Below are 24,189 nucleotides of genomic sequence, written 5' to 3'. Positions count from 1 at the left end.
ACACGACCCCATACCAGCAGTATGAACCGCCGTCGGTTTCTCGCAGGTATCGGCCTTACCGGAACAGTCGGCGCCGCCGGCTGTCTCGAGGGCGGCACGGACCCGACAGCAGTCCGCGTCCGCGACGGGGGATTCGAACGGCTTACCGACGGTGAGTATCAGCCGGTACCCGTCCGGGGCCTCAACATCGGGATGGCCAAGCCAGGCCACTTCCCGGGGTCCGCGGCGATCACCCGATCCGAGTACGACCGATGGCTCGCAGATATCGGTGCGATCGCCAACGTGATTCGGACGTACACGATCCATCCACCGGCGTTCTATCGCGCACTGGCGGCCTACAACGCCGACACCACCGACCCGCTGTACTTACTACAGGGTACGTGGGTGCCACACCAGCCGATGGTCGAAGCGAGTGACATAACCGCCATCTCCGGGATGGTCGATCGAGAGCTGCAGCGAACCGTCGATGTCGTGCACGGTTCGACGACGCTCCCTGACCGGCCGGGATATGCGAGCGGTGTCTACGATGCCGACGTCCACGACTGGCTCGCAGGGTATCTGTTTGGCGTCGAGTGGCCACCGGATGTCGTCGACACCACGAACCGGGCCCTCGCCGATGGCTCGTACGCCGGGACGTATTTCCAAAGCGGTGGCAGTCCATTCGAGCGATGGCTCGCCGAGCGACTGGATGGTGCGGTTGCCCACGAAACTGCCACGTACAGCTCGCAGGCTCCCGCCGGATTCGTTAATTGGGTGACAACGGACCCGCTGGACCATCCATACGAGCCGTTCGAGGCCGAGGATGCAGTCAGCCTCGACCCTGATGCCGTTACCACGACCGAGGAGTTTTCGCCCGGGACGTTTGCCGCGTATCACGTCTACCCGTACTATCCCGACCTGCTCAACGAGACACCGGAGTATGTCGACTACATCGACCACCGGGGCGAACCCAACAGCTACGCCGGCTATCTGAACGACCTCGCTGACGCGACAGCGCTCCCACTGCTCGTCGCCGAATTCGGCGTGCCCAGTTCCCGTGGGATCGCCCACCACGATGTCCACGGCCGCGACCAGGGACGACACACCGAACAGCGGCAAGGCGAGATCGTCGCGGCAATGTACGAAGATATTCTCGAAGCCGACACAGCAGGGGGTATCGCCTTCGCGTGGCAAAACGAGTGGTTCAAACGAACGTGGAATCTCGACGCGCGCTCGGTTCCGGATCGACGGCCGTACTGGTCGAACATCGAGACCCCGGAACAGCGGTTCGGTCTGCTGGCGTTCGACCCCGAGGACGCTATCTCGTTGTCGGGCAACGAGTCGGAGTGGCGCGACGCAACCGTCACTGAACCGTCGGCAACGTCGGGGGTCGACGCTATCAGACAACTCGAAGAGTTGCGTATCTCTCACAGTCTAGAAGGGCTGGAACTGCGGGTCACCCTCTCCGAGCTGTCCGAACCGGTCGCGTGGGACCGAGTGAACGTCCTTCTCACAATCGGGCTCCGTGGGGAGTCGACTACGTTGCCGTTTGATACGGATGCGACGGCCGTCGCGGATTTCGTCGTCCACCTCGCTGGCGACTCTCAGTCGCGGTTGCTGGTGGAGTCATCGTACGACGCATTCGCTCGTGAATTTGGCACCACGGCCGGCCTCCCGATGGCGGACTATCGGGATGGGACCGCCGGCTTCGTACCCGTTCGTGAACCGGTCAATCTCGGGTACACGGTTCCCCCAACGGGCGACGACGTCCCATTCGAGGCCGTCGAAACCGGACAGCTCACCTACGGGAATGGGAACCCCTCCCAACCGGCGCACAATTCGCTCACAGATGTTCACGTTGCCCCTTCAAAACGGACCATTGAGGTCAGACTCCCGTGGGTGTTGCTCAATGTAGCTGACCCGTCGACGAAACAGCGGATCGCCTCGGACTGGGCCGACGGGCTCGCTGCGGTACCGTTCGAATCGGTCGCTGTCGGCGCTGCGACGTACCGTCCGAATGCGGATGATCAGGCACAGTCCGTCTCTGGCGGGACCAATCTCACCCACGCAGTCCCACGTCAGACCAGTGGCGAGCTCCACACCACCGAATACAGCTGGGAGACGTGGTCAGACGTTGCGTACACGGAGCGACTCAAAGAATCGTATCAGGTACTCGAAGAGGAGTGGGCCTGAAAGAGACGGGAAGGCTTCCCTGGCCCGGTCGATCCCACTATCCGGACCTACCATGTACTAGTACAGATCTGTGCCGGGTGCCGACTGTGCACGCTGTATGCAGCAGTTCGCAAACGAACGCCAGAGTGCCTGCCAGAACCGACGTGACCGATACGGAGGCTCCTCGCAGCATGGCTTTTTCATTACCGCTACTCGATGCGCATACTCGGGGGCAACGATAATTGCAGAGGCCGGATGCAGTACTCGGCCAATAGCGATCTCAGTTCTCAGTGAGTCGGCTCCTCAGTCGGTGTCCAGATTGCCTATTCGTACTACTTCCCAGCGGTATATCGATAGCCCTGCAGGCCACACCGTGTGTCTCTCGTAATCGATGCATATCGAGCGGAATCCGACGCTAATTCTCTCGTCAGTCGACTCGGCACTGGTCCGGGACGGGACTACGGCTACTGCGTTTGTAGCTCAGCAATCGCCTCATCGAATGCCTCCTGCGTGGTCTCGTCGACAGGGTTCTCGGGATAGTTTGCCTCTAGTTCGGGGAGGACGGCCGGATCCCCCAACCGACGGAGTGTGTCCGCCGCCCACGATGGATAGCCGAATCCGTGCCCGCGGTCAAGCAACGTACAGAGTTCTTCTTTCACCACTGCTTCCGGAACAGCCGCTGGAACGACATCGTGGATCAACCCGAGGATGAAGACGTAGTACTTTGGTGTCCGGTCACCACTGAGGACCGCCTCGGCGATTTGGTCGGCGACCGGAACGAACAGCGACGGATCGCTTTGGGCAACCCGCGCCAGCGAGTCGGCGACGTATACAACAGTGCGGATCTCCGGCGAACGCAGCATCGACTGCGGGGAGGGAATCCCGTCGACAGTTTCAGGATACGTGTCCCCGATCACGACAAGCTCGGCAATCACCGGGGCAAAGAGTGTCGGACGGTCGTACAGGTGTTGCAGGGCTTGGGCAGCTTGGACACGGGTTTCCACATCCTGCACGCGTAGCAACGCGACGAGTTGCGTCATCTCCGAATCCGTGATGCTCTCGGGCCTGTCGCTGGACTGCGAGGCAAGTTCCTGTGCTAGCGTGCGTCGTGAGTCCTCTCCCTCTGGAAGGGTGGTGTCGGTCATGAGCGAGCTACGGATCGGTGATCGGTTCGACGGTGACACCCCCGACGATCAACTCTGTGGCGTCAATAGCATCGTCGGCATCGGGTCGGCGAGGTCGTCTCTGTCACTCACCAGGTCGCCGTCCGGTACGTCGGTACCGGGACCGCTTCCGTCACCCCGACAGTTCGGTCGACTGGTTCACTCGTCACCTTTCGCGTCTTCGATTACGCTGTCGAGCCGGTCGCGGATTCGTTCGGCGACGTCGACGCTGTATGGCTCGTGTATCCCACCCGTCTGGATCCAGACGTCTCCTTCTTCGGCGTAGATATCGATAATCGAGAAATCCGGATTCGTGCGGTCCCGTTCCTCACCGAAATGCGATGCGTCGTCCGCAGTACCCTTGGTATCTCCCATACGTTCTCATTATCGGATATTGGTATAAATGTTGGTTGTTCACATATCTGGACTGGTGGTGGTTCCAGTGGCGTTGGCAGCGACGTCTCTGTCTTGCAACCGAGTTACGTCCGGGTGTGAGCAAGTCGAATCCGCTTCCGGGACACGCTTTGTCGGTCTGGCCGATTCAAACGATCGCTTCGACTGGACCCGACCCATACGGATCCCGGCAGAAACCGCGTGCCGAATGCAGCGTTTCTATCCACCAGTGACGGGCCGATTAGCTATTGCCCCATAGCACGTCCAGACCGCTCTTCGATTGTGAGTGCCCATACATTGGTGTTCTCCTGCAGTTCATACTCCGAGAGAAGGTCCGATTGGTACGCGTTGTCGGCCATCGCTTCACGTGCGGTGTCCCATTCGTCGATGGTGATTCTATCGAGTGATCCAGCAACGATCACACTCCGCCACGACCCGTCGGGGTCGACATCGAAGGTGGTGAAACTTGCAATGGAGGCTTGTTCGGCGTACTGTTCCTTCCGAAGTTCAGTGCTCGAATCGAGAAATACGAAGTAGAGCCGGTCTTCGCCGTCGTAGCCGAAAGAGAGCGGGACGCCATAGGGGACTCCGTCGGCACTCAGTGAGAGCACCCCGAAACCCACGTCTAGCAACACTTCCTCGATCTCAGCATCGTCAACTTCACTTCCCAGGAGGGAATCGAATGCAGCCATACGATAGTCACACGATCACACACAAATAAAACTCGGGGCAGATCTCTCCCTACGGCACAATGAGTTGTAACCTGGAGGATACGCGCCCGGTATCGTGCACACGCCGATGGCGATCGTTGCGGTTACGTCCGGGAACCTGTCACGAAGCGAGGGTGTCTCACGGCGTGTCCCCCGCACCTCGAGTCACTGGAACGGTACAGACTCGCTATACCCACTACGCATCGATCTATCCAACAGATGGCACGTAGCCTACTACCCGATACAGCGGATCTGTTCGCTGTGTCTCGACTTGGTGAAGCCCGATAGATTTATTCAGATTTGCCATAATTTTATTCTATGAACCAACAGATTGCCGGGGTTCTTGACGAGCCAGCAATCGAAGCATTCCTCGAGAACCGATCGACGGGGACCCTCGCGCTGGCGGATGAGGACGAGTCCTATGCGATCCCCGTCGCGTTTACGTTCGCACCGGAGACCGAGGATTTCTATTTTCGACTCGGCTACGGCGTGGGAAGTCGCAAACGGAAGTACATCGAAACTACCGAGCGAGCGACGTTCGTTGTCGCCGCCGAAACAGAATCGGGGTGGAAGAGCGTCGTCGCGAGCGGTGAACTTGAGCACCGCAATACCACCGAGAACTTGGACCGAGTGACCCCAGCCGATTCGGAACGCAGCGATGCTGAACACGAACAGAAGATCCCATTCTACCACGTATTCGAGGCCCCGTCCGAGCTGCTGTTCACGCTTGTGCGTCTGCGCACCGACGAACTTACCGGAGTCGTAGAATCAACCGACGACTGACCCGAAACCCCTCGCTGCATATCCGCGTTGTCTGCAGCAACGTCTCCATGGACGATCGGGACTCAGCCAGCAATTGCGTGCGCGATACAGGAACGCAGCCGTGCAATTGCTGTGCCCCGACGAGGGCTCCCCTCACACTCCGGTTTCAATACAGGTTGGGAGAAGACAGATTAGAAATTCCAGAAAAAATTCTAGAATGGGGGATATCTGTATACAGAGGTCTATTAAGCGGCCACATTAGGCAATCTCGATCTATTAACTGCCAATTAGAACTCTAAATAGTGGTATCTCCTCTCTATCCAACTATTCTCTGGACGTGGATGCGCTAGACTGGTCGCTGGTGCATCGGGAGGTGGTTCGAGACAGACGGAGGTGTGGGCACACGGTTCCTCGACACCACCCGGTTCGTATCGGCTGCAGCGAGCAGCAGCCGTGACGTCGGCCCGAAGCATCCGGGCAGCAGCCGTCGTGGCGGTGCGAATCGGCCCCGTTCACTCGGCGGCGCCACCGCCGGTGCGAGCGGTGAGGGTGATACCGCCGAGCACGATTGCGCCGCCGACCACCGTCCAGAGCGTCGGGATCTCCGCGAGCAGGATGAGCGCGAGCAGGGCGCTCCCCAGCGGTTCGCCGAGCAGCGAGACGCTGACCACGCTCGAGTCGACGTGTGCCAGCGCCCAGTTCAGGACCGTATGTCCGAACACGCCCGGCCCGGCGGCCATCGCGAGAAAGAGGAGCCACTCGCGGGGGGGATAGCCGGCGAGCGGGTGGCCCTGGCCGAGCAGGTACACCAGGAGCGTCGCCGCCGCGACCAGATACACGACGGTCACGTAGGGGAGCAGGGGGAGCCGCTGGCGCAGTGACCGGCCCACGAGCACGTACAGGGCCATCATGACCGCGGCCAGCACCGCGAGGGAGTTCCCGAACAGCGGTCGCGGCCCCACGGCCGTCCCGCTGAGGAAGTCCCCCATCGACATCACGGCCATGCCCGCCACCGCGATTCCGATGCCGATCGCAGTCCGGTGGCTGATACGCTCGTCGAGCAGCACCCACGCCCCGAGCGCGACGAACAGGGGTTGGGCCTGGACGAGCGTGACCGACGCCGCGACGCTGGTCCAGTCGAGACTCTCGAACCAGGTCGCGAAGTGCACGGCGAGTGCGACCCCCGCCGCGCCGGCGACCAGCAGGTCGCGGCCGGAGAGCTTCGTCAACGACCCTGCGTGGCGGGTCATCACCAGCGGCGCGAGCAGGACGGTCGTCAGGAGCACGCGATAGAAGGCCACGACCGACGACGGCGCCGTAGACCACCTCACGAGGATCGCGCTGGTGCTGACCGCGACGACCGCGACGGCGAGCGCGCCCATCGGTGTCACGTAGTCTTCGACCCGGTCCAGGATCGTCGCCGCAGTTGCCATTACAGGCCATTGCGCGAATGGGCCTATCTAAGTACCGGTGGCGGACCGTCCCAGCGACGGGTCCCTGATAGCGCTCAGAGAAACGCCCGGACGTCCTCGGGGAGCGTGGTGGGGTCGGTGAAGTTCAGCGGGCGCGCGCCGCCCTCCTCGATGGCGAGCATCCGCTCGACGCGGAGGCCGCCCCCGGGAATCCCGTGCAGGTCGAACTTGAGTGAGACCACCATCCCGGGTTCGAGCGTCACGTCGACGCCCGGACCGAGGTTCGGCCACTCGACGACGTCGATGCCGACGCCGTGACCGATGGCCCGGACGCCAGTCGCGAACGGTTCGAACTCCTCGCTCCAGCCCTCCCGCTGGACCCGGTCGAGCACCCGCTCGTAGAGGTCCCCCGCCCGGATACCGGGTTCAACCTGCTCCTCGATCAGCTCGTTCGTGACCCGGTTCGCCCGCGCGAGCGTCTCGGCCTTCTCGGGGTCGTCCCCCGCGATGGCGGTGATAGCCACGTCGGCCGCGTAGCCGCGATACTGGGGCGAGGCGTCGATGATGACGTAGTCGCCGTCGTCGACGTGGTGGTCGGGCGACGGCCGCCAGGTCGGGTGGCGGGTGTTCGCGCCGGTGATGACGACGTACGCCGACCCGATCTCCGCCGAGCGGCGACGGGCGCCGTACTCGCCGACCGCGGCCAGGTCGGCTTCGCTGTCGCCGACTGCCATCTCCTGGACTACGTCGACGATGCTCTGGTCGCCGATCGCCGCCGCGTGTTCGAGCATCCGTATCTCCGCGTCGCTCTTGAACTGACGGCAGCGAGCGAGCAGCTCGTCGTCGCGGACGATCTCCCGGGACCCGAGGGCGTCCGCCAGCCGGTCGTACCAGCGGACCGGGAGCAGCCGTTCCCCCGCCAGCCCGACTCTCGACACGCCGTCCGAGCGGTCCACGACGTCGGTGAGCGTCTCGGTGAACGCCGCGAACGGGCGGACGTCGTCGATCCAGGATCGCTCCCGCGCCCCGTGGCTGTTCAGCGTTCCCGTGAGTAACACCGGGTCGTCGTCGACGGGGACGAGGACGAGCTGGTGTGCCTCTTCGAGGACGTTGATCGGCTTGAAGTTCGAGAGGTAGAAGCCGTCGCCGACCCGGTACTCGTCCGCGTAGACCACGAGGAGGTCGTACTCCTTCTCGACCATCGCCTCGCGGACCGCGCCGATACGGCGGTCGTACTCGGACTCCGGGAGTGTCGGTTCTGGACCCATGCGAGAGGGACTCACCCAGTCTATAAAATTGTGGTGACCAGACGTGTCCCGGTACGCCGTCTCGCGGCCGCCCCCGTCGTGGCGGTCGGTCGGGCGTCAGCGAGACGCGTCGCTCCGGTGGCTCCGCTCAGTCGAGCCGTTCGGACGTCTCCTCGTATCGGGTGGCGAGTTCGGCGTAGTGCTCGGCCGCCACCCGCGTGTCCGGGTCGTCGAGTTCGGTCTTCGGCTCGGCCGGCGTGCCGACGGCGAGCGTCGCCGGCGGGACCTCGGTCCCCTCGGTGACGACGGACCCGGCGCCGACGATGGCCTCCTCGCCGACGTGGGCGTCGTCGAGGACGACCGCGTTCATCCCGACGAGCGCCCCCTCGTCGACGGTCGCCGCGTGGACGATGGCGCTGTGGCCCACCGTCGTCTCGGGCCCGAGTACGGCGTCTTCGTGGAGCACGGCGTTGTCCTGTACGTTCGCTCGCTCGCCGACCACGATCTGTCCGTGGTCGCCCCGGAGGGTGGTGTTCGGCCAGACGCTCGCCCCCGCCTCGATGACGACGTCCCCGATGACGACTGCCGCCTCGTCTACGTACGCCGAGTCGGCTATCGTGGGGGTCATGCCGTCGACTGCTCGTATCATACTGGACGGTGGGTCGGGGTTCTCTTGAAACCCCCCTCTGTTGTCGCTCGGCAGGCGTCTCGTCGCGGCGGACCGGACGTGCACGACCGACCCCGTCGACGCTGCGACCCGGGACCGGGTCGTCGCGGGCCGGCCGGCCAGGCCCACCGACAGCGGTGGGAATGCGGTCGGGGTGAACCTAACAATTTTGTACGTCCGTGCTGTTCGGGCGGTATGGCAGCACACCAGGAGCTACCCGCAGTAGTCGAACGTGTAGCGAACCACACGCTGGAGCGGGACATGGAGTCCGAGACGTGGCAGAAAGCCGTCGCGCTGAACGGCCTCCTCGCCGTCGGCGGCTACGACGACGCGGTCCGTCGACTCGTCGACCGCTCGATCGCGACCCAGACCTCGGCGGGGCAGTTCTCCTACGGGTCGCTCGATCCCAAGTCCTGGACGGACGACGTCGAGTACCAGTCCCAGACCGACCCCGCCGCGCTGGGCTACCCCGTCCTGGAGTTCTACGATCGGACCGGCGACGAGGCGTACCTAGAGGCCGCCGAGCGCCAGTACGACTACCTGGCCGAGGAGGCCCAGCGGACGGCCGACGGCGGCATCGGGCACCACCGCGGGAAGGTGGAACTGTGGGTCGACGCCGTCTACATGCTGTCCCCGTTCCTGGCACGCTACGGCGCCGTCGCGGACGAGCCGGCCGCCATCGACGATGCCGCTCGACAGATTCGCGTCCAGACGAAGTACCTCCGTGACCCCCACACGGGCCTGTACCGCCACGAGTGGCGCGAACAGCCAAACACCTTCCCCGAGGACACGTTCTGGTCGCGCGGGAACGGCTGGGTCGCGGCCGGCATCCTCGACGCCCTCGAGTACGTCCCCGAGGACCACGACGACCGCGACGAACTCGTCGAGATATTCACCGACCTCTGTGCGGCGGTGCGCCCGCTCCAGGACGCCTCGGGATACTGGCACAACATCCTCGACGACGACCAGTCCGCACTGGAGACCTCGGGGACGCTGATGTTCGCCTACGCGTTCCGCGAGGGCATCGACCGCGGACTCCTCGACGAATCGGCGTACGGACAGGCGGCGACAGACGCCATGGACGTCACGCAAGACGTCGTCGGAGACGACGGCGCCGTCAATCGCGTCGTCGGCCCGCCGGGCGGGCCCGGCGTCCCGTTCGCCGTGACCTCGTACGGACAGGGCTGGTTCCTGCTCGCCGCCAGCCAGTTCGTCTGACTACAGTCCGTCCATCCCGCCGCCCATTCCACCTGCGCCGCCCATCCCGCCACCGGGCATCTCGTCCGGGGTCTCTTCTCGCTTGGGAAGCGCGTCGTCGATTCGGAGGATGGCCGCTGCCGCGTCCGTCGCGGCCTGGATCGAGTGGCGCTTCACCGCGGGCGGTTCGACGATGCCGGCGGCCAGCGCGTCGACGACTTCGCCGGTCTCGCCGTCGATACCGGCCGTCGGCGTGCCCGTCGACTGCGCGGCGCGGACGTCGACGACGCCGTCGACGGGGTTGATACCGGCGTTCTCGGCGAGCGTCCGGGGCACCACCTCGAGTGCGTGTGCGAACGCCTGGATGGCGAGCTGTTCCCGGGTCTCGTGCTGGGTCGCCCACTCCCGCAGTTCGAGGGCCACTGCCGTCTCCGTCGCGCCGCCACCGGGGAGGATCTTCGGTTCGTTGAGCGCGAGCGCCACGGCCGAGAGGGCGTCCTCGACGGCGCGTTCGACCTCGTCGACCACGTCCGTCGTCGATCCGTACAGGACGAGCGTGGCGATCTGCTGGGTCTGTGGGCCCTTGATACTCGTCTTGCGCTCGCCGCCGACGTCTATCTCCTCGACGATATCGGCGTGGCCGAGGTCCTCGACTGTCATGTCCCGCGGGTCGGTGATGATCTCGGCGCCCGTCGCCTTCGCGGCGGCCCTGACGTCCTCGTCGTCGGCGCGACGGACCACGTAGATCCCCTTCTGGGCCAGGAACGAGCGCGTGACCTGCTGGATGTCCTCGCCGCCGATGACGGCGTCGACGCCCAGGTCGTCGAGGTGTTCGGCGATGGCGATGGCCTCCGAGCGCTCGCCGTCGCGGATGCCGTCGAACTCGTCGGTCGAGAGGAAGTTGACCTCGGAGTCGCCCTTGAGCTCGCGGGCCTCTATGGGCTTGTTGATCACCGCGACGTCGGCGTCCTCGACGCGGTACGGCGAGGACGCGTCGGCCCGTTCCTTCCCGACCTGGATGCTGTCGGCGAGGAAGGAGTCGACGACCTGCGCGCCCGTGATCTTCTCGGTCCGCACGTCGTCGACGTCGACGCCGTCGTCGGTCGCGACCTGCTGGGCGGCCTCGACGACGAGCTCGGGGATGTTGGCATCGGCCTTGACCGACTTGCCCGACATCGCGGTCCTCGCGATCTGTGTCAGCCGTTCGGTGTCCGACGGGTCGATCTCGACCGCGTCTCCCGCCAGTTGCTCGGTCGCGTGCTCGGCGGCCGCGAGATAGCCGTTCACGATCGTCGTCGGGTGGACGTCCTGGTCGATGAGCGCCTCGGCCTCGGCGAGGAGCTCGGCGGCGACGGTCGCCGCCGTCGTCGTGCCGTCGTTCACCTCGTCCTCCTGGGAGACCGCGACGTCCGCGATGAGATCACCGACGGGGTGCTCGACCGTCTCGCGGAGGATGCTCGCCCCGTTGTTCGTGACGATCCCCATCCCGGACCGGTCCACGAGGAGTTTGTCCATCCCGCGCGGTCCCATCGTCGTCCGGACGAGGTCGCCCACGGCCCGACCGGCCGCGATGTTCGCCTGCCGGACGCTACGTTCGTCGGGCCCGAACTCGGAGATGCTGTCTTCGGGTCCCGTGATACCCTCCCGTATGCTACCGTTCATCGTACGTGGATTCGACGACAGAGACATGTAAACCCACCGCCTCCGCCGCCTACGTGTTCTGCTCGCGCTCTCTGAGGGCCTTCCGTTTGATCTTCCCGCTGGTGGTCTGGGGGAACTCCGAGACGAACTCGATGTCGCGCGGGTACTCGTACTCCGCCAGCCGGTCCCGGACCCACTCCTCTAAGTCGGCCCTGAGTTCGTCGTCGCCGTCGACGTCGGCGGTCGTCTGGACGAAGGCCTTGATCCGTTCGTTGCGGGTGTCGTCGGGGACCCCGATGACGCCCACCTGCGCGACGGCCGGGTGTTTCAGCAGCGTCGTCTCAACCTCCCCCGGCCCGACCCGGTACCCCGACGTGATGATGACGTCGTCCTTGCGCGATTTGAACCAGTAGTAGCCGTCCTCGTCGCGGTACCCCAGGTCGCCCGTGCGGTGCCATCGGCCGGTGCGGGCCGCCTTCGTCCGCTCGGGCGCGTTCCAGTACTCTACGTACACCAGCGGGTCGCCCTCGTAGTCGATGGCTATCTCGCCCACCTCTCCGTCGGGGACCTCCTCGCCGGTCTCCGGGTCCAGGATCGTCGCCTCGTGGCCGGGGACGACTCGCCCGCTGCTCCCGGCCTTCGGGTCGAACCACCTGTGACACGTGCACACGAAGACGTTCGCCTCCGTCTGGCCGTAGATCTCGTTGACGGTGACCGACGGGAGGACGTCGTCGAACCACTCGCGGAGCTCGGGCGTGAGCGCCTCTCCGCCGGCGACGACGACGTCGAGCGAGAGGTTGAACCCCTCCGGGTCGCCGGCGTCGCGCAGCATCCGGAGGGCTGTCGGCGGCACGAACGCGTTCGTCACCCCGTACTCCTCGAAGACGCGGTATGTCCGCTCCGGGTCGAAACGCTCGGTCTTGTGACAGACGATGGTCTGCCCGAAGTGCCACGGCGGGAAGACGACGTTCCCGAGGGCACCGATCCACGCCCAGTCGGCGGGCGTATAGAAGACCGACGCCGAGACGTCGAGCTCGTTGGCGGCCAGAAACGAGGGACAGGTTCCGGCCCACACGGCGTGCCGGTGGAGGACGCCCTTCGGCGGGCCCGTCGACCCGGAGGTGTACATGACGATTGCGGGCGTGTCGGGCGTCGTCTCGGCGACGTCGAAGCCGGTACTCCCGGCCGCCTCGAGGTCCGCGAAGGTCTCGGTGGCGGCCGTCTCCTCGCCCGGCCCGGGCGCGACGAACACGTGTTCGAGTTCGGGACACCTGTCGGCGACGTCGTGGACGGTGTCGGCGACGTCTACGTCCACGACCGCGACCTTCGCGCCGCTGTCCGCGAGTCGGTACTCCAGTGCGTCCGGGCCGAACAGCACCGAGAGGGGTATCGAGATGGCCCCGAGCTTCCAGCAGGCGAGGTGGACGATTGGATTCTCCGCCTGCTGGGAGAGCACGACGGCGACGCGGTCACCGCGTTCGACGCCGCGGTCGGCCAGTCCCTCGGCGACGCGGTCGGACCGGTCGTCGAGGTCCGCGAAGGAGAACGACCGGTTCCCGTCCGGCGTCACCTCGACGAGCGCGGTACGGGACGTGTCCTCGTGCTTGCGGACCAGGTCGGTCGCTGCGTTGTAGTCCGCCGGCAGATTCCAGTCGAAGCTGTCGACGGCCGCAGTATACGAGTCCTCGAGTGACATGTACCACGCCATTACCGGCTACACGTATACCCACCTGCAACAAATATACTTCTATAAGAAACCGGACCAGTCGCCCTCGAGGGCGAACGGGCCGCCACTCAATACTCGATCGGCCAGCGCGTTCCGTCCGTCTCCGAGAGCCTGGCTGCCGTCTCGTCTGTCAGCCGGTACCGTCCCGCCGTCCGGGTGAGTTCGCCCGCCCGCGCCAGGTGCTCGAGGTGGGCGTCCGCCTCGCCCGGCCCGTGGAGGATGTGGATCCCCTCGAGGTCGCCGAACAGCTCGTCGCTCACCGTCCAGGCGTCGGCGGGTCCTCGCTTCGCCACTGCCTCGAGCACTCGCCGGGCACGCTCCTCGTGGTGGGTGACGATCTCGGCGGCTCGCGCCGCCGGCGCGTCTATCGGCGAGCGGTGACCGGGCCACGCCCGGTCGTAGTCCGCCTCGATGATCCGCTGGAGGGACTGGAGGTACGTCGCCAGCGGTCGCTCGACCCGCACGTCGGCGCCGCCGACGTTCGGTGTGTACACCGGCAGGACGGCGTCCCCACAGAACACGTCCCGTCGCCCGTCCAGCCGACACTCGAAGACACAGAGGCCGGCGGCGTGGCCGGGTCGGTGGGCGACGGTGAGCTCGTGGCCGTTGACGCGGAACGTCTCGCCGTCCTCGAAGGTGGTGACGCTCGGGGTGTCGCTCTCGATCGCGTGTGCCTCGAGCCACGCCCGGAGGGCCTGGCGTTTCTCGACGGGCATCCCCCAGTCGTCGAAGGCCGCGTCCCGGAGCGAGCGGAGGTCGTCCCAGGCCCCGGCGTCCCCCTCCACGAGGGGCGCGTCCGCCGGGTGGACGTACACCTCGGCGCCGCTGGCCGCCTGAATCTGGCCGGCCAGGCCCGCGTGGTCACCGTGCCAGTGCGTGAGAAAGATCCGGTCGACGTCCGCGAACGCGATGCCCAGGTCGCCGAGGGCGGCCGTCAGCTGGCGCCGCGTCGCCTCGGTCCCGTCCCCGGTGTCGACGAGGACCGTCTCGGGGCCGTCGTCGAAGACGAACACGTTGTTGTTGCCCTCGAAGGCCGCGTTCGAGAGCGAGATTCGCTCCATCGAGACGGTGTAGCCGACGAGCCCTCTTGAATCTGTCCGGCCTGCTGTGCCGTCGCCCCTGTCTCCCGACGACGCGTCCGAACAGCCTCCCTCAGGCCATCGTCGACTGGACGACCGCGACGACCCGATCGTGGGCGGCGCCGTTCGACGCGACGAGCCCCTCAGAGCCGGGGGCCCACGGATCGCCGTGGACGTCGGTCACCGTCCCGCCGGCGCGCTCGACCATGTACGCGCCGGCGACGGTGTCCCAGGGGTTCGGCCGGGGCTGTGCCGAGGCCGCGGCGTCGAGGGACCCGGTGGCGACCTTCGCGAGTGTCACCTGGGCGGAGCCGAACCGCCGGAGGTCCCCGAAGGCCCGGATGAGCGCGGCCATGAGGTCCCCGAACTCGTCGTCTCGCTCCGGGCCGTACCGGAGGATGGGGGCGACGGTGAACGTCTCGACGTCGGTCTTCTCGCTCACCGCGACCGGATCGCCGTTCCAGGTCGTGCCGTCGCTGTCGGCCCGGTAGACGCCGTCGAGGGCTGGCGCGACCGACACGGCGGCCGTCGTCTCGCCCCCGCGGACGACGGCGACGCTCGTCGTCCAGAGCGGTATCTCGTGGACGAAGTTGGTCGTGCCGTCGATGGGGTCGACCACCCAGGCGTCGCCGTCCTCGGGGATGGCCTTCAGCTCGTCGTCCTCCTCGCCGACGACCGTCGCCTCGGGGTAGTCGGCGCGGATCGTCTCGACGACCGACCGCTGTGCGCGTCTGTCCGCCTCCGTGACGTAGTCCATCTTCCCCGACTTCGTGTCGATCGACAGCGACGTCTGGTAGCGCTCACCGGCGACCTCGGCGCCGGCCTCCGCGGCCGCGAGCGCCGTCTCTGCCCGGCTCATGTCTGCGTTGCCATGACCGACCGTTCCCGTCCGGATCTCTTAACGGTGGTGGCGAGTTACGGGCCGGGATCGTTCGCGAGGCGGGCGCCACGCCGCTTCTCACGCGCTCGCGAGCACCCCGCCGTCCACCGGCAGCACGTGTCCCGTCACGTATCGCGCCATGTCCGACGCGAGGAAGACCGCCGGGTCCGCGACGTCGTCGGGCTCGCCGAGACGGCCGAGCGGGACCTGCTCGCGTCGGGTCTCCGTCCACTCCGGGTCGGACTGGCGCACCGCCTCGTTGACCGGCGTCTTGATGGTCCCCGGCACGATGGCGTTTACCCGGACGCCCCTGTCACCGTATTCGATGGCCAGCTGGCGAGTCAGGCTCGAGACCCCGCCTTTCGACGCGGAGTAGGAACTCAGCCCCTCGATGCCGCGCTCGGCCGCCATCGACCCGACGTTGAGTAGGGTCCCGCCGCTTTCGACCAGGTGGGGAAGCGAGCGCCGGGCGACGCGGATCACGCCGTGGAGGTTGACGTTTAACGCCCGCTCGATGTCCTCGTCCGGCGTGTCCGAAAGGTCGTCGCGCGTGACGATGCCGGCGTTGTTCACGACGACGTCCAGTCCGCCGAACGTATCGGTGACCTCGTCGATGCAATCGTTCACCGACTCGGTGTCGCCGACGTCGCCGACCGTGACGAGCGTCTCGCCGTCCAGGTCGGCCGCGACGGCCTCGAGCTGGTCCCGCGAGCGGGAGAGCAGCGCGACGTCCGCGTCCGCCTCGCTGAAGGCCGTTGCGATGGCTCGTCCGATTCCGCGACTCGCACCGGTGACCAGGGCTCGCTTGCCCTCGAGCGTCGAACTCATACAGTCCGACAGTCCACGCGCCAGCGCATAAAACGAGGGTGTGAACGGCCACCGCCCGGTGAGGCCGTCGCACTCGCTTCGAGGTGACCCGGAACGGGACTGCCGCCAGTCCTCCGTTCAGAGCATCTGGTCGGCGATGACGTTCTTCTGGATCTCGCTCGTCCCCTCGTAGATCTTCGTGATGCGCGCGTCACGGTAGTAGCGCTCGACGGGGAAGTCGGAGACGAAGCCCGCCCCGCCGTGGACCTGGATCGCGTCGTCGGTCACCTCGACGGCCCGCTCGCTGGCGAACAGCTTGGCCATGCTCGCCAGCCGCGTGGCGTCGTCGTCGCCGCGTTCTACGGCCGTCGCCGCGCGGTACACCATCCCCCGGGCGACCTCTACCTTCGTGGCCATCTCCGCGATCATGTGCTTGACGCCCTGGAACTCGGCGATGGGCTGCCCGAACTGCTCGCGTTCCCGGGCATACTCGATGGCGGCGTCCAGTGCCGCCTGCATCGTCCCGACGGCCTGCGCGGCGACGGTAATGCGTCCGTCCTCCAGCGACTCCATGAAGTAGTAGAACCCCTTGTTCTCCTCGCCGATGAGGTGGTCCTCGGGGACGCGCACGCCGTCGAAGAGCATCTCCCCGAGGTCCGCCGCGTGGATACCGAGCTTGTCGTCGATGGGCTCGGCCCGGACGCCCTCCCGGTCGGTCGGGACGAGGAAGGCGCTGATGCCCCGGTGGCCCGCGTCGGGATTCGTCTTCGCGAAGACCACGACGACGTCCGCGACGGTCCCGTTCGAGATCCACATCTTGTTCCCGTCGATGACCCACTCGTCGCCGTCCTTCTCCGCGCGCGTCTCGATGCCCGCGACGTTCGAGCCGTGGGCGGCCTCGCTCACGGCGATCGCGTCGTGGGCCTGCCCCGCGACGATCTTCGAGAGCCACTCCTCACACATCCACTCGTCGCCGTACTCCGTCAGCAGGTAGACGTTCGTCGAGAACCCGTTGTTCCCGATGGCACAGCCGATGCCCGGGTCGGCACGCCAGAGCTCCTCGGTGACGATGGCGGCCGAGAGGGTGTCCATCCCCGCACCGCCGTACTCGAGGGGGGCGCTCGGTGCGACCAGGTCCAGCTGGGCCGCCTGCTCGATGATCTCGAACGGATACTCGTGGGACCTGTCGTACGCCGCGGCGACCGGTTCGATCTCGTTCTCGCCGAACTCGCGCACCATCTGTCGGACGGCGCGGTGCTCGTCGCTGAGGCCGTATCCAGCGTGCTGGGAACTCATATTGTACACCATGGGCGACAGCCAGTAAAAGCGTTGCTCGACTCCCGCTCTCGTCGGACCGGTCGCCGCGCTCGAAGGACCCGGTGCGAGCGACGGGTCGAGAAAGCGACGGGTTACTGCCCCTCGAACTCCGGGTCCCGCTTCTCGTTGAACGCTCGGAGCCCCTCAGCGTTGTCCTCGGTGGTGTACAGGTACGCGGTGACGGCCTGTTCGTACTGCAACGCGGTGTCGAGGCTGGCGTCCATCCCCTCGTCGACCAGGCGGAGCCCCTCCTCGACGGCGAGGGGCGCTTTCGCCATGGCGTCGTCGACGAGTTCGCGGGCGGCCCCCTCGACGTCGCCGTCGTCGACGACGCGGTTGACCAGCCCGAGTTCGCGCCCCTCCTCGGCCGTGATGGGGTTCCCCGTGACGATCATCTCCTTCGCGACGTTCGGGCCGACGACGCGCGGGAGACGCTGGGTGCCGCCGCCGCCCGGGACGAACCCCAGGTTGACCTCCGGGAGCCCGAACTCCGCCTCGGCGTCCGCGACGACGAGGTCCGTCGCCAGGACCAGTTCGAACCCCCCGCCGTACGCGAGGGCGTCGACGACGGAGACCACGAGGGCGGGGTGGGCCTCGACGTAGTCGTTGACGCGGTTCTGGAGGCGGATGAACTCCATGAACTCGGTCTGGCTCCCGAGTTCGTCGAACAGCTTGATATCCGCGCCGGCGACGAAGGCCCGGTCGCCCGCGGTCCGGAGCAAGACGGCGCGGGCCTCGCCCTCGACCGCTTCGAAGGCGTCCTCCAGCTCACGGAGGACGTCGGCGTTCAACGCGTTGAGCTTGTCCGGGCGGTCGATCGTGACGGTCGCGACGTCGCCGTCGATGTCGTGGGTTACGAGGGGCATGTGGGTGGTGTGTGCGGGGCGTGGTCAGTCGTCTCGGTGGGCGGTGATGCGCTCGATCTGCTCCTCGGAGTAGCCCCGTTCCCGGAGCACCTCCTCGGTGTGTTCGCCCGAGCGGGGCGGGTGCCGCCGCATCTCCGCCGGCGTCTCGCTGAACTCGACCGGGAGCACGGGGAACTCCAGCTCGCCGAGGTCGGGGTGGTCGACGGTCTGGATCATGTCGTTGGCCTCGACCTGCGGATGGTCGAGGGCGTCCGGGAGGTCGTTGACCGGGCCACACCAGACGTCCTCCGCCCAGAGCATCTCGAGGAGGTCCTCGGTCGTCCGCTCGCGGGTGAACTCCTCGATGAGGCGCTTCAGTTCGTCGCGGCGCTCGTAGGCCTCCTCCCAGGAGTCGACGGCGGCGAGCTCCTCGAGGCCGAGCGCCTCGCCCACCTCGGCGGGCGGGGACAGCGAGATGGTGATGTAGCCGTCGGCGGTCTCGTAGACCGCGTAGGGCGCCTGGTTGTAGACGTGGCCGATGCCCGCCTCGCTGCGTTCGGGCTCCTCGCCCCCGTTGGCGTAGGTGGATATCTCCTGCATCATGAGCCCGAGCGCCGCGTTGAGGAGGCTGCCGTCGACCCGCTGTCCCCGGCCGGTCCGGTCGCGGTAGTGCAGCGCGGCGAGGATGGAGAAGGCGATGGACGCAGACGAGAAGAAGTCGACGACGGTCGCCCCGAGGGGCGTCGGCGGGTCGTCCTTGCGGCCCGTGATGCTCGCCAGGCCGGAGACGCCCTGGATGATGATGTCCTGGCCGGCGCGGTCGGAGAACGGTCCCTCGCGGCCCCAGCCCGACGCCGAGGCGTAGACGAGTTCGGGGTTGCGCTCGCGCAGTTCCTCGTAGCCAAAGCCGAGGCGCTCCATCACGCCGGGCCGGAAGTTCTCGATGACGACGTCGGCGTCGTCGATGAGGTCGTAGGCGACCGCCTTGTGCTCGTCGTCCTTGAGGTCGAGTTCGACGCTGCGCTTGTTCCGATTGAACGAGAGGAACACGGCGCTCTCCCCGCCAGGGTACTTGTTTGCCATCGACCAGTGGCGCTGCCACTCGCCGCCGGGACGTTCGACCTTGATGACCTCGGCGCCGAGGTCTCCGAGCATCTGGGCGGCGACTGGCCCCTGGGCGAGCTGGGCGAAACTGACGACTGTGAGGTCTTCGAGCGCGTCTTCCATGCTTAGTGCATCGCGAGAAGCGATTAAAAGCTTTCTCGTGGTCGACCGGCGCGCTCTCCGCCGACCGTCGACGTCAGCGTCGCCCTCGGGATTGTGCCGGCGATCGCGACGGGTGCTCACCCGTCGTCGAGCACGGAATCGGCGATGATGTTGCGTTGAACCCCGCTCGCCCCCTCGTAGATGCGCGTGGCCCGGGCGTCGCGGAAGTACCGCTCGACGTCGTACTCCGCGAGGTAGCCGTTGCCGCCGTGGAGCTGGATGGCGTCGTCGATGATATCCGAGGCCCGTTCGGTGGCGAACAGCTTGGCCTGACTCGCGAGGGCCGCCGCGCCTTCCTCGTCGTCCGCCACCGCGGTCGCGGCCCGGTAGAGGAGGCTCCGGGCGGCGCTGAGCGTCGTCTGCATGTCCGCGACCGTGTGACGGACGGCCTGGAAGTCGCCGATGGGCTGGTCGAACTGGTCGCGCTCGCGGACGTACGCTTTCGTCGCGTCGAGTGCCGCGCCGGCGGCGCCGACCGCCTGTGCGGCGACGGTGATGCGCCCGTAGCCGAGCGACTCCATGAAGTAGTAGAAGCCGGCGTTCTCCTCGCCGACGAGGTGGTCGGCTGGAACGTGGACGTCGTCGAGGACGACGTGCCCGAGCGGCGCCGAGTTCCCGCCGAGGCGGCCGTCGAGCGGCGTGACCGAGTAGCCGTCCCGGTCGGTCGGGACCATGAACGCGCTGATGCCCCGGTGGCCCGCGTCGGGGTCCGTCTTCGCGAAGACGAGGAGCCGGTCGCCGATGGTCGAGTTGCCGATGAACTTCTTCTCGCCGTCGATGACCCACTCGTCGCCGTCGCGTTCGGCGGTGGTCTCCATGGCCGCCACGTCGGATCCGTGGTCGGGCTCGGTGACGGCGATCCCGTCGACGATGTCACCGCTCGCGACGCCGGAGAACCACTCCGCTCGCAGTTCCTCGTCGGCGTACTCGTCGACGACGTAGACGTTCGTCGAGAACCCGCTGAGTCCGAGCGCCCAGCCGAGGTTGGTGTCGGCTCGCCACGTCTCCTCGGTGACGATAGCGCTCTCGACCATGTCGTAGCCCGGGCCGCCGTACTCCTCCGGGATCATGTGGCCGACGTACCCCTCGGCGGCGGCGGTCGAGAGAAGTTCGCGCGGGTACTCTCCGGTGCGGTCGAACTCCCGGGCGACCGGTTCGATACGTTCCTCGCCGAACTCCCTGACGTCCTGCCGGAGCTGGGACTGCTCCGCCGAAAGGCTGTATGTCACATCGGGTAGTGGTGACGTACCGTACAATAGCGTTTTCATCCCGATTCGGGCCGGCCTGCCAGTTTCGCTCGTCGTCCAGAGATCGGGGCTCCGCAAGGGTTAACAAGCATGCCCGCAAATTCGTGAACAACCGTCATGGCACAAAGTAGCGAGCCGTCCGTCGAAGATGCAGAAGGAGCGGGCGAAACCACCGCATCCGAGACCGGGGGGCAACAAATCGTTCTGAGCAACGTTCGCAAGACGTTCGGCGGGGGTTCGATCATCGCCGCCGAGGACATCAATCTGGACATCAGTCCCGACGAGTTCGTCGTCCTCCTCGGCCCGTCGGGCTGTGGGAAGACCACGACGCTCCGCTGTATCTCGGGGCTCGAGACGCCCGACCAGGGCACCATCAAGATCGGTGGCGAGGACGTCACGTCCACCAAACCGAAAGACCGAAATCTTGCGTTCGTCTTCCAGTCCATCGCGCTCTTTCCCCACATGTCCGTCCGCGAGAACATCCGGTTCGGACTCGACATGAAGACGGACCTGAGCACGGACGAGAAGAACCGCCGCGTAGAAGAGGCGGCAGAGACGCTCGGCATCCCGGAGATGCTGGACCGGAAGCCCGCCGCACTCTCGGGCGGGCAGCAACAGCGCGTCAGTATCGGCCGGGCGATGGTGATGGAACCGGCCGCGTTCCTGCTCGACGAGCCGTTCTCGGCGCTCGACGCCAACCTGCGCGACCAGATGCAGACCGAGGTGAAAAAGCTCCAGCGCCAGATCGGCTGTGCGATGATCTTCGTCACCCACGACCAGGACGAGGCGATGACGATCGGCGACAAGATCATCGTGATGGACGACGGGCACATCCAGCAGATCGGCTCTCCCCACGAGATCTACAACGAACCGGAGAGTCAGTTCGTCGCCCAGTTCATCGGATCCCCGTCGACGAACATCTTCGAGTGCAGGCTCGTCGACCACGGCGACGGCATCGCGCTCGAGGGCGACCTGTTCACGAAGGAGGTTCCCTCCGAGCTCGAGGACGACCTGTCCGGGTACGTCGGACACGACGTGACGATCGGGATTCGGCCGGAATATCTGCGCCTCAACGACGAGACCCTCTTCGAGGCCCACATCTCGGTCATCGAACCGCAGGGCGCTCGCGACGTGGTTCACCTCGAAACCGAAGGCCGTGCGATCAGGACCACCGTCATGCAGGGTGAGATCGAGCCCAACCAGTCCGTCTCCGTCTCGTTCGACATGGCCGACGCGTGGCTCTTCGACGAGGATGGCGAGCGGATCTTCTGAACGGGGCTCTATGTCCGACTCACCATCGCAACCGGCCCGCTACTTCGAGGAACTCGAGGTGGGTGAGACGGCTTCGTTCCCGGACGCGCGGACGATCACCGAAGCCGACATCGCGAACTTCGCCGGCCTCACGGGGGACTTCCACCCGATCCACATGAGCAGCGAGTTCGCGCGCAAGGAGACCCAGTTCGACGGACGGATCGCCCACGGGCAGATGATCGCGGACATCACCGAGAGCATCGCGATGGAGGAGAACATGCACTGTTTCTCCTATGGACACGACGGCACCCGCTTCGTCAAGCCGGTCTACCCCGGCGACACGCTCTCGCCCCGCCGTGAACTCGTCGAGAAGGAACCCTACGACGACGACTACGGCCGCGCGATCTACGACTACGAGACCACGAACCAGGACGGCGAGACGGTGTTCGTCGACCGGCACACACTGCTCGTCAAGCGGCGCCCCTGACGCCAGTTCTCCCCCCCGTCACGACCCCGGCTCTGTACTCTTTCTCTCCTGTCGAACTGGACAGGCAGCGGTGCTGTCCGTCGAATTCCCGGTCTCCCATCCAGAAGGTTGATTACCGGTGCGACAGACGTTGACGCATGGCCAGCGAGAGAGTCTTCGACGACTACGAGATCGGTGAGTCACACACCACGGTCGGACGGACGGTCACTCACTCCGACATCCGGATGTGGATCGGCGCCACCGACGCGACCCACCCGAACCACGTCAACAGCGAGTACACCGCTGACCACCCGGTGTTCGACGACATCGTCGCCCCGGGCGTCTACACCCTCAGTCTCGCCGACGCCTTCTGCGCGAAGACCATCTCCCGACCCGCCACATACGGGATGAACTACGGACACGACAACGTCCGCTACCTGCAGCCGGTGTACGTCGGCGATACGATATCGGGGGCGGTGACCGTCGCCGACACCGAGAGCAAGAACGACACCTGGGGACTCCTGACCCTCGACGTGGACCTGACCAACCAGGACGGCGAGAGCGTCCTCGTCGAGGACCACCACATGCTCATCGCGAAATCCGCGTCCGCCGTCGAAGGCACCGACGAGACGACCGACTGACAACCTGACAGTGAGCTGGTCTCTCCCCAGGCGGTTGTCCGCCGAGACGCCGAACGCGCTCATCGGTACTGTCAGCTTCGGCCACTTCCTCTCGCACGCGTACTTCCTGACGTTCCCGCCGCTGTTCCCGCTCCTGTTCGCACAGTTCGACGTCACCTACGCCGAACTCGGACTGCTGGTCTCGTCGTTGTTCGCGATGATGTTCGTCTTCCAGATCCCGTTCGGGTGGGTCGTGGACAAGGGATACGCAAAGCCCGTCCTCGTCGCCGGCCTGCTCCTCACCGCAGGGGGCTTGCTCGGTGCAAGTACGGCCACGTCCTATCCGGCCTTGCTCGCGTTCGCGCTGGTTTCGGGCGTCGGCCAGGCCACGTACCACCCCGCGAACTACACGCTCATCGACGTCGTGAGCACCGACGAACGCGCGGGGCGAAACTTCAGCCTCCACACGTTCGCCGGCTACGCGGGCTCCGGGTTCGCGCCCGTCGTCATCGGCGGACTCGGGCTCCGGTACGGCTGGCGGGTCGCGCTCGTCCTCGCCGGCATCGTCGGCATCGTCTACGCCATCCTCGTCCAGCTCGGCGTCGACACCGTCTACGCGAACGAACTGGAGACCCGGACCGAACCGACGGACGACGACGAGCACGACGACGACGAGTCCGTCGTTCGGGAGCTCCTCCGTCCCTTCTTCCGGCTGACAATCCTCGCGATGTTCCTGTTTTTCGTCGTCATCGTCGTCGCCGAGGCCGGCATCCAGTCCTTTACCATCGTCTTCCTCGTGGAGTCGCTGGGCCTCACCGAGTCGACGGGCAACACGGCGCTGACGACGTTCTTCGTCCTCGCGTCCTTCGGCGTCCTGATCGGTGGATATCTCGCCGACCGATTCCCCCCTGCGAACGTAATCTTCGGTTGCATCGGCGGTGCGGCGGCCGTTACGTTCCTGCTTACTCTCGAGATCTTGCCGGCCACGGTTCTGGCCTCGCTTGCCCTCTTCGGTGCTATCGGTCTCGGATACGGCCTGGCGATGCCGGCGCGGGACCGTCTCGTCGCCGAGTACTCGCCGGCGGAGTCGGTCGGGAAGAGCTTCGGACTCGTGTTCACCGGTGCCGCCGTCGGTGGGACCGTCGGCCCCGTCATGATCGGCGCCGCCATCGACGTCACGCGGGTCGGCGTGTCGATGTTCCTCGTGGCCACCTTCTTCCTCGCCGGTGCCGGGATCATCGGGCTGTTGAAGCTGGGGACGACTTCCGGTCAGCGCGTCCCCCTGTCGCTCCGGCGGTTGTTCAACTGACCCGGCGTGACTCACGCCGGTTGCCGGCGCGGT

At 66.2% G+C, this 24,189-nt stretch carries 22 protein-coding genes; 7 read left to right on the top strand and 15 right to left on the bottom strand.

Annotated features, from left to right (window positions below):
* Window positions 1-21: 21 nt before the first annotated feature.
* Window positions 22-2,172, top strand: a complete 2,151-nt coding sequence (locus P1K88_RS01120; RefSeq protein WP_379786681.1) for a hypothetical protein — start codon at window positions 22-24, stop codon at window positions 2,170-2,172.
* Between the two features lie 443 nt (window positions 2,173-2,615).
* On the opposite strand, the gene P1K88_RS01115 is transcribed toward P1K88_RS01120, so the two are convergent.
* From P1K88_RS01115 to P1K88_RS01105, 3 genes are all read right to left on the bottom strand, one after another.
* Complete coding sequence (locus tag P1K88_RS01115; protein WP_276411884.1) at window positions 2,616-3,296, bottom strand: hypothetical protein; 681 nt, start codon at window positions 3,294-3,296, stop codon at window positions 2,616-2,618.
* Window positions 3,297-3,473: 177 nt separating this feature from the next.
* The gene (locus P1K88_RS01110) at window positions 3,474-3,689 is read right to left on the bottom strand and encodes a hypothetical protein (protein WP_276411881.1); all 216 of its coding nucleotides are present in this window, start codon (window positions 3,687-3,689) and stop codon (window positions 3,474-3,476) included.
* Between the two features lie 263 nt (window positions 3,690-3,952).
* Window positions 3,953-4,399, bottom strand: a complete 447-nt coding sequence (locus P1K88_RS01105; RefSeq protein ID WP_276411880.1) for a pyridoxamine 5'-phosphate oxidase family protein — start codon at window positions 4,397-4,399, stop codon at window positions 3,953-3,955.
* Window positions 4,400-4,735: 336 nt separating this feature from the next.
* Here P1K88_RS01105 and P1K88_RS01100 point away from each other — a divergent pair, with 336 nt between their 5' ends.
* Complete coding sequence (locus P1K88_RS01100; protein ID WP_276411879.1) at window positions 4,736-5,200, top strand: pyridoxamine 5'-phosphate oxidase family protein; 465 nt, start codon at window positions 4,736-4,738, stop codon at window positions 5,198-5,200.
* 491 nt (window positions 5,201-5,691) lie between these two features.
* Here the strand turns inward: P1K88_RS01100 and P1K88_RS01095 are convergent, their stop codons facing one another.
* The 3 genes from P1K88_RS01095 to P1K88_RS01085 form a co-directional block, all read right to left on the bottom strand.
* Window positions 5,692-6,612 carry a DMT family transporter gene (locus tag P1K88_RS01095; RefSeq protein WP_276411877.1) on the bottom strand — a complete coding sequence of 307 codons (921 nt, stop codon included), beginning with the start codon at window positions 6,610-6,612 and terminating at the stop codon, window positions 5,692-5,694.
* 74 nt (window positions 6,613-6,686) lie between these two features.
* Window positions 6,687-7,859, bottom strand: a complete 1,173-nt coding sequence (locus tag P1K88_RS01090; protein WP_276411876.1) for a M24 family metallopeptidase — start codon at window positions 7,857-7,859, stop codon at window positions 6,687-6,689.
* Window positions 7,860-7,986: 127 nt separating this feature from the next.
* Window positions 7,987-8,487, bottom strand: a complete 501-nt coding sequence (locus P1K88_RS01085; protein ID WP_276411874.1) for a gamma carbonic anhydrase family protein — start codon at window positions 8,485-8,487, stop codon at window positions 7,987-7,989.
* Between the two features lie 213 nt (window positions 8,488-8,700).
* Between P1K88_RS01085 and P1K88_RS01080 the strand changes: the two genes are divergently transcribed.
* Window positions 8,701-9,723: a glycoside hydrolase family 88 protein gene (locus P1K88_RS01080; RefSeq protein ID WP_276411873.1), complete on the top strand. Its 1,023-nt coding sequence runs from the start codon at window positions 8,701-8,703 to the stop codon at window positions 9,721-9,723.
* On the opposite strand, the gene thsA is transcribed toward P1K88_RS01080, so the two are convergent.
* From thsA to P1K88_RS01035, 9 genes are all read right to left on the bottom strand, one after another.
* On the bottom strand, window positions 9,724-11,364 hold the full coding sequence (thsA, locus tag P1K88_RS01075) for a thermosome subunit alpha (RefSeq protein WP_276411871.1): 1,641 nt from the start codon (window positions 11,362-11,364) through the stop codon (window positions 9,724-9,726).
* 49 nt (window positions 11,365-11,413) lie between these two features.
* On the bottom strand, window positions 11,414-13,051 hold the full coding sequence (locus P1K88_RS01070; protein WP_276411869.1) for an acetate--CoA ligase: 1,638 nt from the start codon (window positions 13,049-13,051) through the stop codon (window positions 11,414-11,416).
* 86 nt (window positions 13,052-13,137) lie between these two features.
* A complete protein-coding gene (locus P1K88_RS01065; RefSeq protein WP_276411867.1) occupies window positions 13,138-14,130 on the bottom strand; it encodes an MBL fold metallo-hydrolase in 993 nt (330 codons plus the stop codon).
* Between the two features lie 91 nt (window positions 14,131-14,221).
* Window positions 14,222-15,007 carry an inositol monophosphatase family protein gene (locus tag P1K88_RS01060; protein WP_276411865.1) on the bottom strand — a complete coding sequence of 262 codons (786 nt, stop codon included), beginning with the start codon at window positions 15,005-15,007 and terminating at the stop codon, window positions 14,222-14,224.
* A gap of 99 nt (window positions 15,008-15,106) precedes the next feature.
* The gene (locus P1K88_RS01055) at window positions 15,107-15,856 is read right to left on the bottom strand and encodes an SDR family NAD(P)-dependent oxidoreductase (protein WP_276411863.1); all 750 of its coding nucleotides are present in this window, start codon (window positions 15,854-15,856) and stop codon (window positions 15,107-15,109) included.
* A 117-nt stretch (window positions 15,857-15,973) separates the two neighbouring features.
* Window positions 15,974-17,131: an acyl-CoA dehydrogenase family protein gene (locus P1K88_RS01050; RefSeq protein WP_276411862.1), complete on the bottom strand. Its 1,158-nt coding sequence runs from the start codon at window positions 17,129-17,131 to the stop codon at window positions 15,974-15,976.
* Window positions 17,132-17,244: 113 nt separating this feature from the next.
* A complete protein-coding gene (locus tag P1K88_RS01045; RefSeq protein WP_276411861.1) occupies window positions 17,245-18,018 on the bottom strand; it encodes an enoyl-CoA hydratase/isomerase family protein in 774 nt (257 codons plus the stop codon).
* Between the two features lie 24 nt (window positions 18,019-18,042).
* Complete coding sequence (locus P1K88_RS01040; protein ID WP_276411860.1) at window positions 18,043-19,224, bottom strand: CaiB/BaiF CoA transferase family protein; 1,182 nt, start codon at window positions 19,222-19,224, stop codon at window positions 18,043-18,045.
* A 116-nt stretch (window positions 19,225-19,340) separates the two neighbouring features.
* A complete protein-coding gene (locus tag P1K88_RS01035; protein WP_276411858.1) occupies window positions 19,341-20,492 on the bottom strand; it encodes an acyl-CoA dehydrogenase family protein in 1,152 nt (383 codons plus the stop codon).
* A 135-nt stretch (window positions 20,493-20,627) separates the two neighbouring features.
* On the opposite strand from P1K88_RS01035, the gene P1K88_RS01030 reads away from it, so the two are divergent.
* The 4 genes from P1K88_RS01030 (at window position 20,628) to P1K88_RS01015 (ending at window position 24,156) form a co-directional block, all read left to right on the top strand.
* Window positions 20,628-21,782, top strand: coding sequence for an ABC transporter ATP-binding protein (locus P1K88_RS01030; protein ID WP_276411857.1), 1,155 nt, complete (start codon window positions 20,628-20,630; stop codon window positions 21,780-21,782).
* Window positions 21,783-21,792: 10 nt separating this feature from the next.
* Window positions 21,793-22,248, top strand: coding sequence for a MaoC family dehydratase (locus P1K88_RS01025; protein ID WP_276411855.1), 456 nt, complete (start codon window positions 21,793-21,795; stop codon window positions 22,246-22,248).
* A 137-nt stretch (window positions 22,249-22,385) separates the two neighbouring features.
* A complete protein-coding gene (locus tag P1K88_RS01020; RefSeq protein WP_276411853.1) occupies window positions 22,386-22,868 on the top strand; it encodes a MaoC family dehydratase in 483 nt (160 codons plus the stop codon).
* 10 nt (window positions 22,869-22,878) lie between these two features.
* Entirely contained in the window at window positions 22,879-24,156 is a 1,278-nt protein-coding gene (locus tag P1K88_RS01015; protein WP_276411852.1) for an MFS transporter, read from the top strand.
* Window positions 24,157-24,189 lie beyond the last annotated feature (33 nt).

Origin of the sequence: Haloarcula halobia (assembly GCF_029338255.1) — an archaeon.
Classification (GTDB): Archaea; Halobacteriota; Halobacteria; order Halobacteriales; family Haloarculaceae; genus Haloarcula; species Haloarcula halobia.
Note: the sequence above shows the minus strand (reverse complement) of the source record. Positions and strands in the feature narration are given on the sequence as shown.

Bases quoted from the DNA above. Each gene is read 5' to 3' on its own strand.
- P1K88_RS01120 (WP_379786681.1), top strand. From the start codon at position 22: ATGAACCGCCGTCGGTTTCTCGCAGGTATCGGCCTTACCGGAACAGTC.
- P1K88_RS01115 (WP_276411884.1), bottom strand. From the start codon at position 3,296: ATGACCGACACCACCCTTCCAGAGGGAGAGGACTCACGACGCACGCTA.
- P1K88_RS01110 (WP_276411881.1), bottom strand. From the start codon at position 3,689: ATGGGAGATACCAAGGGTACTGCGGACGACGCATCGCATTTCGGTGAG.
- P1K88_RS01105 (WP_276411880.1), bottom strand. From the start codon at position 4,399: ATGGCTGCATTCGATTCCCTCCTGGGAAGTGAAGTTGACGATGCTGAG.
- P1K88_RS01100 (WP_276411879.1), top strand. From the start codon at position 4,736: ATGAACCAACAGATTGCCGGGGTTCTTGACGAGCCAGCAATCGAAGCA.
- P1K88_RS01095 (WP_276411877.1), bottom strand. From the start codon at position 6,612: ATGGCAACTGCGGCGACGATCCTGGACCGGGTCGAAGACTACGTGACA.
- P1K88_RS01090 (WP_276411876.1), bottom strand. From the start codon at position 7,859: ATGGGTCCAGAACCGACACTCCCGGAGTCCGAGTACGACCGCCGTATC.
- P1K88_RS01085 (WP_276411874.1), bottom strand. From the start codon at position 8,487: ATGATACGAGCAGTCGACGGCATGACCCCCACGATAGCCGACTCGGCG.
- P1K88_RS01080 (WP_276411873.1), top strand. From the start codon at position 8,701: ATGGCAGCACACCAGGAGCTACCCGCAGTAGTCGAACGTGTAGCGAAC.
- thsA (WP_276411871.1), bottom strand. From the start codon at position 11,364: ATGAACGGTAGCATACGGGAGGGTATCACGGGACCCGAAGACAGCATC.
- P1K88_RS01070 (WP_276411869.1), bottom strand. From the start codon at position 13,051: ATGGCGTGGTACATGTCACTCGAGGACTCGTATACTGCGGCCGTCGAC.
- P1K88_RS01065 (WP_276411867.1), bottom strand. From the start codon at position 14,130: ATGGAGCGAATCTCGCTCTCGAACGCGGCCTTCGAGGGCAACAACAAC.
- P1K88_RS01060 (WP_276411865.1), bottom strand. From the start codon at position 15,007: ATGAGCCGGGCAGAGACGGCGCTCGCGGCCGCGGAGGCCGGCGCCGAG.
- P1K88_RS01055 (WP_276411863.1), bottom strand. From the start codon at position 15,856: ATGAGTTCGACGCTCGAGGGCAAGCGAGCCCTGGTCACCGGTGCGAGT.
- P1K88_RS01050 (WP_276411862.1), bottom strand. From the start codon at position 17,131: ATGAGTTCCCAGCACGCTGGATACGGCCTCAGCGACGAGCACCGCGCC.
- P1K88_RS01045 (WP_276411861.1), bottom strand. From the start codon at position 18,018: ATGCCCCTCGTAACCCACGACATCGACGGCGACGTCGCGACCGTCACG.
- P1K88_RS01040 (WP_276411860.1), bottom strand. From the start codon at position 19,224: ATGGAAGACGCGCTCGAAGACCTCACAGTCGTCAGTTTCGCCCAGCTC.
- P1K88_RS01030 (WP_276411857.1), top strand. From the start codon at position 20,628: ATGGCACAAAGTAGCGAGCCGTCCGTCGAAGATGCAGAAGGAGCGGGC.
- P1K88_RS01025 (WP_276411855.1), top strand. From the start codon at position 21,793: ATGTCCGACTCACCATCGCAACCGGCCCGCTACTTCGAGGAACTCGAG.
- P1K88_RS01020 (WP_276411853.1), top strand. From the start codon at position 22,386: ATGGCCAGCGAGAGAGTCTTCGACGACTACGAGATCGGTGAGTCACAC.